Origin of the sequence: Chitinibacter sp. SCUT-21 (genome assembly GCA_041874755.1) — a bacterium.
GTDB lineage: Bacteria > Pseudomonadota > Gammaproteobacteria > Burkholderiales > Chitinibacteraceae > Chitinibacter.
In genome coordinates, this window is sequence record CP102611.1 from 111,524 (window position 1) to 126,869 (window position 15,346).

Below are 15,346 nucleotides of genomic sequence, written 5' to 3' on the forward strand. Positions count from 1 at the left end.
GAAAGAATGAATGCATTAAATCAAAAAGCGTCGCCACAGATTCGCCAAGTGGCCGTGCTGGGCGCTGGTGTGATGGGGGCGCAAATTGCTGCGCATTTATCCAATGCGGGGATTCCTGTTGTTTTGTTTGATTTGCCAGCCCCTGCTGGTGAACCGAACGGCATCGCACTTAAAGCGATTGAAAATCTAAAAAAACTCAAACCGGCGCCGCTGATGTCGGCGATGCGCGTAGATGGCATTACGCCCGCGAACTACGGTAGCGATCTGGGGCTGCTGGCCGATTGTGATTTGGTGGTCGAGGCGATTGCAGAGCGGCTCGATTGGAAGGCGGAGCTGTACGCCAAAATTGCACCGCATTTAGCGCCACATGCGATCTTGGCGAGTAATACCTCGGGGCTGTCGATTGAAAAGCTGGCAAACAGCGTTCCGGAAGAGTTGCGCAGCCGTTTTTGCGGTATTCACTTCTTTAATCCTCCGCGCTATATGTATCTGGTGGAATTAATTGCTACGCAAGGCTCGAAACCAGATACCCTTGATGCGCTAGAAACTTTCCTGACGATGCGTTTGGGTAAAGGTGTGGTACGTGCCAAAGATACGCCCAACTTCATCGCCAACCGCATCGGTGTGTTTTCGATGCTGGCAACGATCAAGCACGCGCAAAATTTCGGCATCCGCTTCGATGTTGTTGACGATCTCACCGGCCCGCGACTTGGCCGCCCAAAATCTGCAACCTTCCGTACCGCCGACGTGGTGGGGTTGGATACCTTTGCGCATGTCGTCAAAACCATGACCGATACCTTGGGCGACGACCCATGGCATAACCTGTTTGTAACGCCTGATTGGTTACAAAATCTAATCGCGGCAGGCGCTTTGGGGCAAAAAACCAAGCAGGGCATATATAAAAAAGCGGGCAAAGATTTATTCGTGCTCGATGTGGCGGCTGGCGATTATGTGGCGGCAGGGCAAAAAGGCTCGGATGAAGTTAAAGCCTTGCTGAAAATTACCGACCCAGCCGAGCGAATCAAGGCTTTGCGCGAGTCAGCCTTGCCGGAGGCGCAATTTATCTGGGCCTGCCTGCGTGATGTGTGGCATTACATTGCGGTGCAGCTCGAGCATATTGCGGATAACGCCCGTGATGTCGACTTTGCGATTCGCTGGGGTTTTGGTTGGACGCAAGGCCCGTTCGAAATGTGGCAAGCGGCGGGTTGGAAATCAGTGGCCGAGGCGATTAACGCCGATATCGCTGCGGGTAAAACACTGAGCAGCACGCCGCTGCCAGCTTGGGTATTGCAGCGCGATGGCGTGCATGGCGAGCTAGGCTCGTTTAATGCCGCATCAGGCCAACTCGTGGCGCGATCGAACTTGCCGGTGTATCAACGCCAGCTGTATCCACCGCAAGTACTGGGTGAAGTCGCGCCCGATTACGGCCAAACAGTGTATGAAAATGACAGCGTACGCATGTGGTTGCCTCCAGTAGCGACTGGCGGCAACGATGTACCGGTGCTGTCATTCAAAACCAAGGCCCATTGTATTGGTGCTGGGGTATTGGCTGGGGTGCAAGAAGCAATCAAGATCGCAGAGCAATACTACCAAGGCTTGGTGATCTGGCACCCGGAGGCGCCGTTTTCGGTTGGCGCTGATTTGATGAGTATGGGGCCAGCCTTTATGACCGGCGACTTTGCCGCGATTGAAGCCATGGTCGCCGAATTCCAAAAAACTTCGCAGGCGATTAAATACGCCAAAGTGCCGGTGGTTGGCGCTGCGCAAGGCTATGCCTTTGGCGGCGGTTGCGAATTCTTGATGCATTGCGTCCGCGTCGTTGCGCATGTTGAAACGTATATCGGCTTGGTTGAAGTTGGTGTAGGTTTGCTGCCTGCCGGTGGCGGTTGTAAAGAATTTGCGCTGCGCGCGTCACGCTTGGCGCGTAATGGCAATATTTTGGAAGTGCTAAAAGACTATTACTTGGCGATGGCCACCGCCAAAGTCGGCACTAGCGCCGAAGAAGGTCAGCAAATCGGCTATTTGAAAGAGTCCGACATCGTTGTGATGAACGCCAACGAATTACTGTTTGTGGCGCAAGCGCAAGTACGTGCCTTGGCCGCAACAGGCTATCGCGCACCTGTGCCACCGAAAGCGTTTGCCGTGGCAGGACGTTCGGGCGCGGCAACGATCCGCGGCCAGCTCGTCAATATGCTCGAAGGCGGGTTTATTTCTAAGTACGACTATCACATCGCGATGCAAATTGCCGACGTGGTGACTGGTGGCGACGTTGAGGCAGGCACTTTGGTCAACGAAGATTGGATTTTGAAACTGGAGCGCGAACGTTTTATGGGCTTGCTGAAAAAAGGCAAAACGCAGGAGCGGATCATGCACATGATTGAGTTTAACAAACCACTGCGCAACTAAAAGGCGCTCTGGAAAAGGCTGCGCCTCCTGTGATCTCGTGTCGTGCGATGCTCGGAATCCTCATGGACTTGATGTCCATTCCGGTTCCTGCGCTTCTGACTCCACGACCTTACAGGGGCTCGCTCTCTTCCAGTATCGCCTTTGGCATCTAACTAAACGATGCTTATCCAAATTTGGAATAAGGAGCTCGGAATGAGCAAACAAATTCAAGAAGCTTATGTCGTTGCCGCAGTGCGCAGTCCAGTCGGTAAAGCGCCGCGCGGTATGCTAAAAAATGTTCGCCCCGATGATTTGCTGGCGCATGTGCTTCGCGCCGCAATGGCGAAAGTGCCGGGTTTAGATCCTGCCCTGGTTGAAGACGTTGTCGTCGGTTGCGCAATGCCGGAAGGCGAGCAGGGCATGAATGTGGCGCGGATTGGTGCGCTGCTGGCTGGCCTGCCCAATACCGTTGGTGGGATCACCATCAATCGCTTTTGCTCCAGCGGCATCAATGCGGTCGCGCTCGCGGCGGACAAAATCCGCCTTGGCGAGGCCGATGTGATGATCGCAGCCGGTACTGAATCGATGTCGATGGTGCCGATGGGCGGCAATAAATTGTCGCTTGGTAGCTCAATTTACGAGCGCGATGAAAACGTCGGCATTGCCTACGGCATGGGCTTGACTGCAGAAAAAGTCGCTACCCAGTGGGGGATTAGCCGTGAAGATCAAGATGCATTTGCTCTAGCTTCGCATACCCGCGCTTTGGCCGCCGCAGCCAGCGGTGCGTTTAATGATGAAATTGTGCCGCTTGATGTGACTTATCGCGTGCCAAATTTGGCGACGGGTGAAGTTGAGTTGGTTAGCAAAAGCATCACGCAGGACGAAGGCCCGCGCGCCGATACCAGTTTGGAAGGCTTGGCGAAGTTGAAAACTGTGTTCTCAGCAAAAGGCTCGGTCACTGCGGGTAATAGCTCGCAAATGTCCGATGGCGCGGCAGCGCTGGTGCTGGTGTCAGAGAAAATCCTCAAGCAATTCAATCTGACGCCGCTGGCCAAATATGTAACCTTTGCCGTCAAAGGCGTTCCACCAGAAATTATGGGTATCGGGCCGAAAGAAGCGATTCCTGCCGCCTTAAAACAAGCGGGATTGAGCTTAGATCAGCTTGAATGGATTGAGCTGAACGAAGCCTTTGCTGCCCAGGCTTTGGCCGTGAGTCGTGATTTGGGCTTGGACATGAGCAAAGTGAATCCAAATGGCGGCGCAATTGCCTTGGGCCACCCTTTGGGCGCTACCGGCGCGATTCGTGCTGCAACGATGATCCATGGCCTGCGCCGCCAAGGCAAAGCCGGTAGCTACGGCATGGTGACGATGTGTATCGGTACTGGCATGGGCGCAGCTGGGATATTGCAAGTCTTGTAAATCAAGTTTGCTAACCAAACCCGCCATAGCGCGGGTTTTTTTGTGAGATTGATATGATGAAAAAAATATTTTTTACCTTGCTGACATATCTAGTGATGCATGGTGCGCAGGCACTAGAGTTGGAGGGGGTTAAGTTGGCAGATCGTGTGGAGGTGAGTGGACAAAGTTTGTTGCTTAATGGGGCTGGTGTGCGTAAAAAAATGATTTTTGACGTATACATCGCTGCATTGTATTTGCCAAATAAAAGCAATGAAGCTACTCAAGTGCTAGTCGCTAAGGGGGCTAAGCGACTGCAGCTCACGATGTTACGCAGGGTTGAGGGACGGGCTTTGGTGCAATCCCTGAAAGATGGGCTCAAAGACAATATTTCACCAACACAATACGGCGCTTATGCGGCCAAGATTGCAGAGTTGGAGAAAATATTATTGGCGAGCAAAGAGGCCAAAGAGGGGGATGTCATCGTGCTCGATGTGCTACCTGGTCAGGGTTTAAAAGTGCAGTTGCAAGAACGGCCACTAGGTTTAATTCAGGGGGACGAATTTGCGCGTGATCTATTGCAAATATGGCTTGGGGGTAAACCTGTTCAGGCTGATTTAAAGACAAAGCTCTTGGGTGGTTGATTGTGTAGTGATACTACATTTTGTTTTGTGGTTAAAAATCGCACTATCAGGTGTCGTTTGCGTTATATCGTTGTTAAATATAGAGCTTTTTGTTTTGTTGTGTAGTTTTTTGTGCGTTTTGTTACATTTTTGTGCGTAGCAATACTACGTAAAGTGTTGCGTTAATTCTGTAGTTTTGATAAAGTTTAGTCATCGAAGGAAGTTAAGCAAAGCCGATGTGGCAATGCTCAAATGCAAGGAGATTGACCATGCGTTCAATGATGAAATTTTCAAAAACTGTAGAAGCCTTTCAGCAACTGCTTGTTAAATCGTATGGCTGGCAGTTGACTCTGCCACGCTAAGCGCGGCGCTCACAGAACCGATTTTGTAGTGCCCGTAGTGAGTTTTAGGTAGTAAAAGTAGTGTGTCTTGTAGTACCCGTGACGAAAGTTGCGTTATCGACTCCATCCTCCTGTGCCCGATTCAGTAAACATCGCAAGATGTTGTACTAATCGGGTTTTTTTTGTCTCCCATCTCTTGTTTTACCTAGCGCTACGTCCGTTTTGGTAAAGTAATGCTTTTGCTCATTAGGTTCGTGCTTTGCGCCTTCTACCTCTAATTTGTGCTGCGTTGTTCACTGTGCCCGCCTGGGCCGAGGATGAAACGTTTAAGTATGAAGTTAAGCTTGAGGCGAACGAGCCGGCGAATGATCTGCTCAAGCGTTATCTCAATATTTACAAATTGCAGCGAAAGAATCGATTTACGGCTGAATTGCTGCAGCGAGAAGTCGATGCGGTGCCTGCTGCTGCGCAAGAGCTATTGGCGACGGAAGGGTATTTTGATGCCAAGGTCGATGTACAGTACCGCGAAGAGGGTAATACGCATAGGGTGTATATCAAGGTAGATCAAGGCGAGCAAACTTTAGTGACCGATACCTCTGTGGTATTGCAAGGTGCCGTACTAGATAATGCGGATCGCTATCAAGAGCTTGATCGCCGCTTTAATCGACGTGGTGAACGCCTCGAGCAACAAGCCTTCCGTCAATCAGTATGGGATGATTTTAAAAAGCGCTCGCTGCAATTGGTGCAGGCACGGCAATACCCTGCGGCCAAATTAGTGTCAAGTGAGGCGGTTATTCACCCCGAGCGTAAAGCCGCCGAGTTTGATTTATTGATAGACAGTGGGCCAGCTTATGTATTTGGCCCGTATACCATTCACGGCTTGTCGCGCTACCCTGAAAAGCTGATTGCCAATCGCATCAAAATTACTCAAGGCCAAGACTATAGCCGAGAAGCATTAAGTGATTTACAAAGCGAAATACAGGCCATGCCCCAATTTGGCACGGCTTTAGTTGATGTTGAATTAACCAGCGAGCCCCCCTTTGTCGCACCGATCCGGATTGATGTACAAGAGGTGCCCTTGCATCGGGTCAGTGGCAGCGTCGGTTTTAGTACCAACACGCGTTTTAAATCCGAATTGGCTTATCGTTACCATAATTTATTCGACCAAGGCTGGGTGTTCGATAGTAGCTTGCGGATTGAACAGCTAGAGCAGGCGGCCGAATTGGCGGTGCTGTTACCCAAAAATAACAGCGATTGGGAGCATCGTGTGTGGGGGTCATATTTAGCGCAAGACTTGCAAGGTTTGGATTCGCACTTGTACAAAATGGGCGTGTCGCGCGGCAAAAAAGGCGATGAAATCGAGCGAGTGATCGATTTGCAATATCAAATCGAGAATCGCCAATTTGCTGATGGCAGTGAAGAGCATCCACAATCGCTCACCTTGAATCATATTTGGACCCAGCGCAAGCTGGACAACCGCAATAACCCGCGCAATGGCTATTTAGTTCAGGCTGAAATGGGCGGCGCCTTAAAGCAATTAATCAGTGATGCCACATTTTTGCGTCTTTTCACACGTGGGGCGTATTACTACCGGGTAGGCAGCGATGGGCAAATTGTCGTTCAAGGCAGTGTAGGGCAGACTTTTTCGCAAAGTCCACAAGGGATTACATCTGACTGGCTGTTTCGTGCCGGTGGCTCGGGTAGCGTGCGCGGTTACGATTATGAATCTCTGGGGGTGAAAAGTAATGGCTCTACCGTGGGGGGGCAGGTAATTGGAACGGCCTCGTTTGAATACCAGCATCCCGTGATCAAAGATTGGAAAGCGGCGATGTTCGTCGATTATGGTGGCGCAGGCGAGAAGTGGAGCAATATGGAAAAAGTGATGGGCGTGGGGGTGGGTGCGCGCTGGAAAAGCCCAGTTGGTCAAATCGGTGCGGATATCGCTTATGGTGTTGACTACGAACAATATCGTTTCCACTTTGCCATGGGCTTGGTATTTTGATGCAAGAAGAACCATCACAAGTTGAACCCAGTGCATCATCTAGCACCGAGCAAGATACAGCCAATCAGGTAGTCAAACAGAAGTATGGTTTGGTGCGACGCGTGCTGCGGGCCGTTTTTTGGAGCGCACTGCTCACATTTACGACGATCACGATCTTAATTTCAGCGCTATTTAGCTGGCTAGATTCTAATTCAGGTCGTTATTGGCTAGTTGATGCAATTAATCGATCGGGTTTGGCCCAGGTGGCGGCGATTGATGGCTCGTTCTGGTCGGAAATCAAAGTTACACAGCTTAAGATCGATATCGAAAGTCTTGATTTGCAGCTTGATTATGGGGTATTGCAATGGGAGCCTTACTTATTATTGCTTCGCGATCTAAGCATCCCCAAGGTATCGCTTGGTCGTTTACAAATTAATACCCCGCCAAGTCCGCCCGATCAGCCACCAAGCCAAGCTCCCAAAAGTTTATCGTTACCACTGGGTATCCATTTGGAATCGCTGCAAGTGGCTGAGCTGGATATCAATGGTTTGGTGGTAAAAGACATTGCAGGTTCAATTTCAAGTAATGGCCGATTTCATCGGATTCATTTGAATCAGCTGCTCCTGCCGCAGGGTAAGCTGGCCGCTGCTTTGAATATTACGGGCAAGGCTCCGTTTCATAGTGCAGGGTCATTTATTTTTGCCGGCACACTCGATGGACAAAATTTGCAAACCTTTGGTCAAGTTGAAGGACCGTTGCGCGATTTAAATATTGATGCAACTATTGAGCACAGCAAATTAAAGGGTAGCGCCCAGTTGCAGGCGGATCTGTTTGCTCCTTATGCCTATCAAATGGTGCGTCGTGGACGGGTGGATGTAAGTGGACTGAATCCGCAACTTTGGCATCCAGATGCCCCGCAAGCGCTGATCGACATCGATGCGGATTTCAAACCTACGGCATCTGGCGTAGATGCCCAGATCAAAGTGCTTAATCATCACTTGGGCCCTTTGGATCAAAAAAACTACCAATCAGCCAAGTGCTGCTTCAATTGGCGCTACAAAATCAGCAGTTGCATTTGCAGCAGACCGAAATCCAATTTGGCGACGAATCTAGCCTGCGTGCGACGGGCGTGGTCGATCAGGGGCAAATGCAGCTTCAGCTCAGCGCTCAGCAAATTGATCCCAAACAGTTTTGGTCATTGCAACCTGCCGGACAAATGAATGGGCAGTTTGAGCTTGCTGGGCCTTGGCTCTCTCCGAGCGTAAAGGGTGAAATCAGTGACTTACAGCGCAAAGCCCAACTAAAGCTTGATCTCGCTTGGCTCAATCCCAAAACTGAACGCCGACTGGCAATTCGTGAAGCCGTATTGAGCCGAGGTAATGCGCAAATCGTTGCTAAGGGCGAGTTCAATTTACTAGGCCGCAACGATTTCAAGGCTGATCTGCTGCTTAATCAGGTCGATCCTGCAGAATTTGCCTCAATACCAAAAGGAAGTATTGCCGCAGAGGTCAAGTTAAATGGCGTTTTGCAGCCTAAACCCCAAGTTGAATTGCAGTATTTAATTAAAAATAGCCAATTTAATGGTCAGCCTCTGGCGGGGCAAGGGCAATTAAGTCTTGATGAGCAGTACTTAAAACAAAGTGATTTATGGCTTAGCCTTGGCGGCAATAAACTGATTGCGAGTGGACGCTTAGGTCGGCCAAATGACAGCCTAAGTTTAACCCTGCAGATGCCTTCTTTAGCGGTATTGGGGTCGCAATTTCAGGGGCGTTTGCAGGGCAATGCCACACTAAGCGGTGCACTTGCATATCCGCAAATCGCCGCAAGTGCGCAAATAGATCAGTTGCAGACACCATTTGATTTACAGGTGCAAAAAGCACGCCTTAACGTGGCAATGAGTGGTGATCTGAATGGCCCTGTAACTTTGGCTGCCGATGTAGAAAAACTGTCGCTCGCTCAAACACAAATTGACACGTTGAATGCAACGCTCAGTGGTAGTAAAACGCAGCATCAACTGCAACTCAGTGCCAAAGGGCAGCACGTTGATTGGCCTGTGGCTCTGGATGTACAGATCAACGGTGGGCTGAATGCGCAGCAGGGGTGGCAAGGTCAGTTGTTGAGTCTGAGTGGCTTGGCGCTTCAGCCATTTAAATTGTTAAATACCCCGAAATTGCAGCTTGCTGCAAATCGCTTTGAGTTGGGCGCGGCTGATCTAAATCTTGGTAGCAGCCAAGTGAGCTTGCAAACTACGCGCTGGCGTGATGGGTTGATTGAGACGCAGGGTCAAATTCGTTCTCTCTCAGTCGCAGAATGGTTGTCAGTGGCCAAAATAAATAATCCAAAAACTAATCTAGTTTTGGCTGGGGATTGGAATTTGCAGAAAACCTCGGTACTCAATGGCCAATTCAATCTGAAACGTGTTAGCGGTGATGTCATGTATCAGGATGATGGCAAAAAGATTTTGAACTTAGGTCTGAGCGGCTTGAATCTGGCAGGCGACATTGCCTTGAGTCAATTTAATGTGCAGGGTCAATTGGCCACGGCGCAATATGGGCAAGTCGCGCTCAAGGCCGGTGGCAAGCTTGATCTGGAAAATAGCGCTTTAGCGAGTAATTCCCCGTTTACCGTTTCACTTAATGGTCAATTGCCCAATTTATCGGTGTTCACGCCAATGTTAGGTGCGGGGGTGAAATTGGCTGGATCAGCGCAATTTAATGTAAATCGACAAGGTACAGCCGCAGCACCGCTGTTTGCTGGAGGCATTCAAATTAAGGATCTGGCGTATTCTGATAGCAATGTTGGGTTAAAACTGCAGCAAGGGTTTGTCGATATCGGTCTGGATCAGCAAAAAATTTCGCTGCGCTCTTTAAGCGCCAAAAGTGTCGGTTCTGGTGAATTAAGTGGCAAGGGTGAGCTTGATTTTGCTGGTGGTAAAGCGAACGGGAGTGTGAATTTCCAAGCGAAGCATTTTACCTTGTTGAGCAAGCCCGATATGTTATTGGTGATCAGCGGGCAAAGTGCGATAAATGTCCGCGAGAATGATATTTCGATTCAAGGTGCGGTGAAAGCAGATTCGGGCGATATACAGTTTCAGGCCAATGATGTGCCGACTTTATCCAAAGATATTCGCGTCGTTGGGCGTGAAAAAGATCAGGCTAAGCCCGTTGTGATGAAGCTTCACATGCAGCTGGATGTGGATCTGGGGCAAAATTTCATGTTTCGCGGTTATGGTTTAGAAAGCCGTTTGGTTGGCAAATTACGCTTGAAATCACAACCTAATGCGCCGCTATCTGCAACAGGAACGATTAATACCGAAGAGGGTGAGTACAAAGCATACGGGCAGAAGTTGGAAATGGAGCGAGGTGTTTTGTCGTTCCAGGGGGCGATTGATAACCCAGGTTTAGATATTTTGGCGGTGCGTAAAAATCAGGCTGTTGAAGCAGGCGTTCAGGTAAAGGGTACGGCATACTCACCGCAAGTGACTTTGTACTCTGATCCAAGTGTGCCAGATGCCGAGAAAATTTCATGGTTATTATTTGGCCATGGGGCTGATAGCACAGAAAAAAGTGATGGCGCCTTGGCCTTGCAATTATTGAATGCCATGGCTGGGGATGGCAGTGGGCAAGGATTGACCGATGAGATCCTGAGTAATTTTGGCATCGATGAAGTTGGTTATAAATCCAAGGAAGAACCGGATGGTTCAACCACCCAAGTGGTGACGGTGAGTAAGCGCTTAACGAAATCACTGCGTGTGGCACTTGAGAAAAGCTTTAATGGCTTGAGCGATGCGGTGTCATTTACGCTGCAGCTTTCGCGCAATTGGTCGGTGATTTCACGGGTTGGTGTCGATGACAGTAGTGTTGACGTGAATTACACCTTAAGTTTTGACTAGTGCGCAGTATGGTCGGGGGTGCGCGCCAGAACTAAGTTAAACACTTGCGCGGCCCCGGCTTTTTTGAGTGCCGCTGCGGCTTCGTGCAGGCTGGCCCCACTAGTCATAACGTCGTCGACCAATAAGATGCTTTTGTTAGTGTAATCATGTTGGCATACAAATGCGCCCTTGAGGTTTTTTCTGCGTGCTTTGGCATTGAGGCGAGCCTGATGCTCGGTATCGCGTATTCGTAGTAAAGATTTGTTCTTGAGTGGTAGATGCCACTGCTTGGCAATCATTTGCGCGATTTCTAGTGCTTGATTAAAACCTCGCTCTTTAAGGCGATTCGGGTGAAGCGGCATGGCAATGATGTAGTCGACATGAATTGGATCGCGCTGCCTGATCAACTCACCGCAAAGAGCACCAAAAATAGACCATTGCCCACCAAATTTCGCAGCAGAAATCAAAGACTGAATTGGTTCTTGGTAAAGCCACATTGCAAAACTTGCGTCAAAAGCAGGCTTTTTTCGTTGGCAGCGACCACAAATTAGTCCGTTGGTATTTACTCGCGCGCAAATGGGGCAGCAATCATTCATTTGGCAACGTGGTGATTGTTGCTGGCAAGCGTGGCAAAAGCAGGAGTGGGTATGCTCGATTAGCGCAGAACACAGTAAACATTGCGCAGGAACGAACTTGTTCAAAAAATTTCTGAATAAATTTGACAATGCAGCGCTCCATTCGGACAATCACTGCCAGCATAGATTTTAAAAAGGCTTTTCGCTGTATGTCTTGTTCGACTCAAACTATTGAATTTAAGCGCCATACCCCGCATCCAGAGCAAGAGCTATGGTCGGCTGATGCGGTGCAAGCCTTGTTCGATCTGCCATTTAACGATTTGTTGTTTAAAGCGCAGCAAGTGCATCGTGAAAATTTCGACGCTAATCGCGTACAGCTCTCAACACTATTGTCGGTGAAAACCGGCGGCTGTTCGGAAGATTGTGGCTATTGCTCGCAATCAAAACGCTACGACACGGGCCTAGAAGAGCAAAAACTGATGGGTGCTGATGAGGTGATCGCCGCAGCAGCTATTGCCAAAGAAAATGGCTCGTCACGTTTCTGTATGGGCGCAGCATGGCGCGGCCCGAAAAACCGCGATCTGGAAGAAGTGAAAAAAATGATTTCGGGCGTGAAAGCCTTGGGTCTGGAAACCTGTGCGACCTTCGGGATGCTTAAAGACGGCCAGGCAGAGCAATTGAAAGACGCGGGTTTGGATTACTACAACCACAATCTGGATACCTCGGAAGAAAAATACAGCGACATCGTCAGCACGCACAGCTACGCCGATCGCTTGGATACCTTGGGTAAAGCGCGCAAAGCGGGTTTGAACGTGTGTTCGGGCGGCATTGTTGGTTTGGGCGAAACGCGCTCTGATCGTATTGGTTTGGTCGCGCAATTGGCGAATTTGGACCCGCAACCCGATTCGGTGCCGATTAATAATCTAGTACAAATCGACGGCACGCCGCTCGATGGCTCGGAAAAAGTTGATTGGACCGAGTTCGTGCGCACGATTGCGGTGGCGCGTATTACGATGCCAAAATCATTTGTCCGCCTGTCAGCAGGTCGCCAACAAATGCCAGAAGCGATGCAGGCTTTGTGTTTCCTCGCTGGCGCGAATTCGATTTTCTACGGCGATAAATTGTTGACGACGGGTAATCCAGAAGTGGAGGGTGATAAAGCCTTGTTCCGCAAACTTAATCTACAGCCGCTCTGATGTGTTGTTTTGTAGCCCTTTTATATAGTGGCTACGGCAATATACCCAATTAAAAACCACGCTAATGCGTGGTTTTTAATTGGTGCGCGAATGAATTAGCCGCGAACTTTCTTGATTACTTGCAACAATTGCGCAACGGCGTCGTCGCCTTTGCCTGATTTCAAAGCTTGCGCGATGCAGTCTTGCGTTTGTTGCTCGAGCAAGATCAGGCCCAAAGCGTCCAGCGCAGAACGAGCCGCGGCAACTTGGTTCAACACTTCGCTGCTGGTGCGATCTTCTTCGATCATGCGGGTAATGCCAGATACTTGGCCGACGATGCGGTTCAGGCGTTTTACCAGTTGATCTTTGTTTGGGCGTTCTTGCTTAACGTTTGATGTCATATCCAGCTTCCTCTATCTTGGTTTCCAGCTCTGCGCGACTGGTTTGCGTGGCGTCGAACACGATGTGTGCTTGGCCGGGGGTTAAGGTGACGGTGGCACTTTGCACCCCCGCGACCGCTTCTAAAACACGCGTTACTGAGGCCGTACAGCCGCCGCAACTCATGCCTTCGATTTCAATTTCAATGGTTTCCATCACTAGTCCTGCCATTTAAACCGTTTCAGTAATAAAGCATTGCTAATCACCGATACCGATGACAGCGCCATTGCTGCGCCGGCAATCACCGGGCTTAGTAAGCCCAGCGCCGCCAGCGGAATGCCCAGCGTGTTGTAGATGAACGCGAAAAACAGGTTTTGCCGAATTTTGCTCAAGGTGGCGCGCGACAAGGCGAGCGCAGCGCTAATGTGCGCAATGTCGTTGTGCATCAGAGTGATGTCGGCGGTTTCGAGTGCAACGCTCGCACCACTTTTCATTGCAAAGCTGACGTCCGCAGCGGCCAGAGCCGGTGCGTCATTGATGCCATCGCCCACCATCGCGACTTTTTTGCCAGCTTGCTGCAATGCCAATAACTGCTGGTATTTATCGCTGGGCGTGCACTGTGCTTGGTAGTTTTGTATGCCCAGTTCGCTGGCAACGCGCGCTGCGCTGGCTTCGTTATCACCCGTCAGCATCAATACCGAAATGCCGGCGTTTTGCAGTGATTTAATGGCGGCACAGCTGCTGGGGCGAATTTGATCTTGCAATACAAATAAAGCCGCTGGCTGGGTATCGATGGCAAGCGCAATCACCGTATTGCCTTCACGCAGATACTCGGCGATGGTATTTTGCTGGGCAAGTAACTCATTTTCGCTGGCCACCCAGTTTGGGCGACCAATTTTAATCTGCTTGCCATCAACCAAGCCTTGCACGCCTTGGCCGGCTACCGTCGTCACTTCACTGGCTGCGCTAAGAGTTTGCGTGCCCAAGGCGGTTTGAAATGCATGTGCTAGTGGATGTTGGGAGCTGGCTTCTAGGCTCGCGGCCAGTTGCAGCACTTGTTGTTCGCTGTAGCGCTCTGGCGCAATGCAATGGGTAGTGATGATTTGCGGCTGGCCCATTGTTAGCGTACCGGTCTTGTCGACGATGAGCGTATCAATCTGACTGCCCAGCTCCAACGCAGTTGCGTTGCGAAATAAAATGCCGTGTTGTGCGCCCAAACCAACGCCGACCATGACGGCGGTCGGTGTGGCCAGGCCAAGAGCGCAAGGGCAGGCGATTACCAATACCGCAACCGCATGGATGATGGCTGCGCTGCTGCCGTAGCCTAGTGCCCATGTAGCGGTGAAAGTGATGAGCGCGATGGCGAGAATAATTGGCACAAAAATCGCCGAAATTTGATCGGCGAGTTGTTGAATTGGCGCTTTGCTGCCTTGGGCTTGGCTCACCAAATTTACAATTGCGGCGAGTTGGGTTTGACTGCCAATCGCGCTGGCCTTGATTTGACCGCTGCCGGCGAGGTTTTTGGTGCCGGCAAAAATCGGCTCACCCACGGTTTTGCTGATGCTGGCCGATTCACCGGTCAGCATCGATTCATCCATTTCCACCTGACCTTGCATCAATTCGCCGTCGATGGGCGCGGTTTCGCCATCGCGCAATTGGACTAAATCACCGAGTTGAATGCTGGCGATTGGTAGTTCTTGCCACGTATCTGCTTTAAATACGCGGGCGGTTTGCGGCTGTAGTGATAATAAAGTGCTGAGCGCAGCGCCGGTGCGCTGCTTGGCGCGCGCTTCTAGCCATTTACCCAGTAGCACCAAGGTGATTACAGTGGCGCTGGCTTCGAAATACAAAGTATGAATGTCGTTAAAGCAAGCCCAAACGCTATACGCCCAAGCTGCGCTGGTGCCGAGGGCGACAAGGACATCCATATTGGCCGCGCCGCCGCGCAGCGCGAGATAAGCACCGCGATAAAAGCGCGCTCCAGCGATAAATTGTACTAGCGTAGCAAGAATGAACTGGATGCTAGGTGCAATCACGCCGTGTGAGCCCGCGAGCATCGCTGCCATTTCGTATAAAAACGGCAAGGTGCAAACGATCGCGAGCCATAAAGTCCAGTCGTGAGCTTGGCGTGGTTTGGGGGAGGACTCAATGTGTTCGCTAGCCTGATAGCCCGCTTTGGCAATCAGTTGCTGAAAATCTTGTGCGGTAAATACGCCGGCTATGGCGGTAATGTTGGCCGTTTCGGTGGCAAAATTGACCGAAGCACTATGTACCGCCTGTTTGTTCAGTAGTTTCTCAATCCGCATGGCGCACGCCGCGCAGGTCATGCCATCAATCGCAAAAGTGAAGGTTTGCGTCGGCACGCTAAAGCCCGCATTGCGAATCGCGGCTTCAATATCCGATAGGCGGGAGGTTGGAGCTTGAATCTGTGCTGATTCAGTCGCAAAACTCACCGCCGCACTTACGTGTTCTAACCGATTAAGGACCTTTTCAATCCTTTGTGCGCAGGCAGCACAGCTCATCCCCTCAATAGGTATATTGAGGAGGGTTTCATTAGATGGCGGCTGCAATTGATTACCCATAGGGGTATGGTAGCTACAATACCTAATACCCGCAAGGGGT

The 15,346-nt window shown here is 50.5% G+C and carries 11 protein-coding genes; 7 read left to right on the forward strand and 4 right to left on the reverse strand.

Features of this window, described 5'->3' with window-relative positions; genetic code table 11:
* Window positions 1-6 precede the first annotated feature (6 nt).
* The 6 genes from NT239_00565 (at window position 7) to NT239_00590 (ending at window position 10,617) form a co-directional block, all read left to right on the forward strand.
* Window positions 7-2,406 (forward strand): 3-hydroxyacyl-CoA dehydrogenase/enoyl-CoA hydratase family protein, encoded by a 2,400-nt coding sequence (locus NT239_00565; protein ID XGA71367.1) that lies wholly within the window; start codon window positions 7-9, stop codon window positions 2,404-2,406.
* A gap of 192 nt (window positions 2,407-2,598) precedes the next feature.
* Window positions 2,599-3,804, forward strand: a complete 1,206-nt coding sequence (locus tag NT239_00570) for an acetyl-CoA C-acyltransferase (GenBank protein ID XGA71368.1) — start codon at window positions 2,599-2,601, stop codon at window positions 3,802-3,804.
* Window positions 3,805-3,857: 53 nt separating this feature from the next.
* Window positions 3,858-4,424 carry a chalcone isomerase family protein gene (locus tag NT239_00575; protein XGA71369.1) on the forward strand — a complete coding sequence of 189 codons (567 nt, stop codon included), beginning with the start codon at window positions 3,858-3,860 and terminating at the stop codon, window positions 4,422-4,424.
* Between the two features lie 579 nt (window positions 4,425-5,003).
* Window positions 5,004-6,746, forward strand: coding sequence for an autotransporter assembly complex protein TamA (locus NT239_00580; GenBank protein ID XGA71370.1), 1,743 nt, complete (start codon window positions 5,004-5,006; stop codon window positions 6,744-6,746).
* Complete coding sequence (locus NT239_00585; GenBank protein ID XGA71371.1) at window positions 6,746-7,945, forward strand: hypothetical protein; 1,200 nt, start codon at window positions 6,746-6,748, stop codon at window positions 7,943-7,945. Before NT239_00580 ends, NT239_00585 begins: the two co-directional genes overlap by 1 nt.
* A 1,451-nt stretch (window positions 7,946-9,396) precedes the next feature.
* Window positions 9,397-10,617 carry a translocation/assembly module TamB domain-containing protein gene (locus NT239_00590; GenBank protein XGA72833.1) on the forward strand — a complete coding sequence of 407 codons (1,221 nt, stop codon included), beginning with the start codon at window positions 9,397-9,399 and terminating at the stop codon, window positions 10,615-10,617.
* On the opposite strand, the gene NT239_00595 is transcribed toward NT239_00590, so the two are convergent.
* Window positions 10,614-11,093, reverse strand: coding sequence for a phosphoribosyltransferase family protein (locus NT239_00595; protein ID XGA71372.1), 480 nt, complete (start codon window positions 11,091-11,093; stop codon window positions 10,614-10,616). The two genes, NT239_00590 and NT239_00595, sit on opposite strands and share 4 nt — an antisense overlap.
* A gap of 287 nt (window positions 11,094-11,380) precedes the next feature.
* Between NT239_00595 and bioB the strand changes: the two genes are divergently transcribed.
* Window positions 11,381-12,367, forward strand: coding sequence for a biotin synthase BioB (gene bioB / locus NT239_00600; GenBank protein XGA71373.1), 987 nt, complete (start codon window positions 11,381-11,383; stop codon window positions 12,365-12,367).
* Between the two features lie 95 nt (window positions 12,368-12,462).
* Here bioB and NT239_00605 read toward each other — a convergent pair whose 3' ends face one another.
* The 3 genes from NT239_00605 to NT239_00615 are packed head-to-tail and all read right to left on the reverse strand — an operon-like array spanning window position 12,463 to window position 15,306.
* Window positions 12,463-12,747, reverse strand: coding sequence for a metal-sensitive transcriptional regulator (locus NT239_00605; GenBank protein XGA71374.1), 285 nt, complete (start codon window positions 12,745-12,747; stop codon window positions 12,463-12,465).
* The gene (locus tag NT239_00610; GenBank protein XGA71375.1) at window positions 12,731-12,940 is read right to left on the reverse strand and encodes a cation transporter; all 210 of its coding nucleotides are present in this window, start codon (window positions 12,938-12,940) and stop codon (window positions 12,731-12,733) included. The genes NT239_00605 and NT239_00610 overlap by 17 nt, the downstream gene beginning before the upstream one ends.
* A 2-nt stretch (window positions 12,941-12,942) precedes the next feature.
* Window positions 12,943-15,306 carry a heavy metal translocating P-type ATPase gene (locus NT239_00615; GenBank protein ID XGA71376.1) on the reverse strand — a complete coding sequence of 788 codons (2,364 nt, stop codon included), beginning with the start codon at window positions 15,304-15,306 and terminating at the stop codon, window positions 12,943-12,945.
* Window positions 15,307-15,346 lie beyond the last annotated feature (40 nt).

What these genes read in the sequence shown, in the direction of transcription:
- NT239_00565 (XGA71367.1), top strand. Translation starts at nt 7, where the DNA reads ATGAATGCATTAAATCAAAAAGCGTCGCCACAGATTCGCCAAGTGGCC.
- NT239_00570 (XGA71368.1), top strand. Translation starts at nt 2,599, where the DNA reads ATGAGCAAACAAATTCAAGAAGCTTATGTCGTTGCCGCAGTGCGCAGT.
- NT239_00575 (XGA71369.1), top strand. Translation starts at nt 3,858, where the DNA reads ATGATGAAAAAAATATTTTTTACCTTGCTGACATATCTAGTGATGCAT.
- NT239_00585 (XGA71371.1), top strand. Translation starts at nt 6,746, where the DNA reads ATGCAAGAAGAACCATCACAAGTTGAACCCAGTGCATCATCTAGCACC.
- NT239_00590 (XGA72833.1), top strand. Translation starts at nt 9,397, where the DNA reads ATGTTAGGTGCGGGGGTGAAATTGGCTGGATCAGCGCAATTTAATGTA.
- NT239_00595 (XGA71372.1), bottom strand. Translation starts at nt 11,093, where the DNA reads ATGTGGCTTTACCAAGAACCAATTCAGTCTTTGATTTCTGCTGCGAAA.
- bioB (XGA71373.1), top strand. Translation starts at nt 11,381, where the DNA reads ATGTCTTGTTCGACTCAAACTATTGAATTTAAGCGCCATACCCCGCAT.
- NT239_00605 (XGA71374.1), bottom strand. Translation starts at nt 12,747, where the DNA reads ATGACATCAAACGTTAAGCAAGAACGCCCAAACAAAGATCAACTGGTA.
- NT239_00610 (XGA71375.1), bottom strand. Translation starts at nt 12,940, where the DNA reads ATGGAAACCATTGAAATTGAAATCGAAGGCATGAGTTGCGGCGGCTGT.
- NT239_00615 (XGA71376.1), bottom strand. Translation starts at nt 15,306, where the DNA reads ATGGGTAATCAATTGCAGCCGCCATCTAATGAAACCCTCCTCAATATA.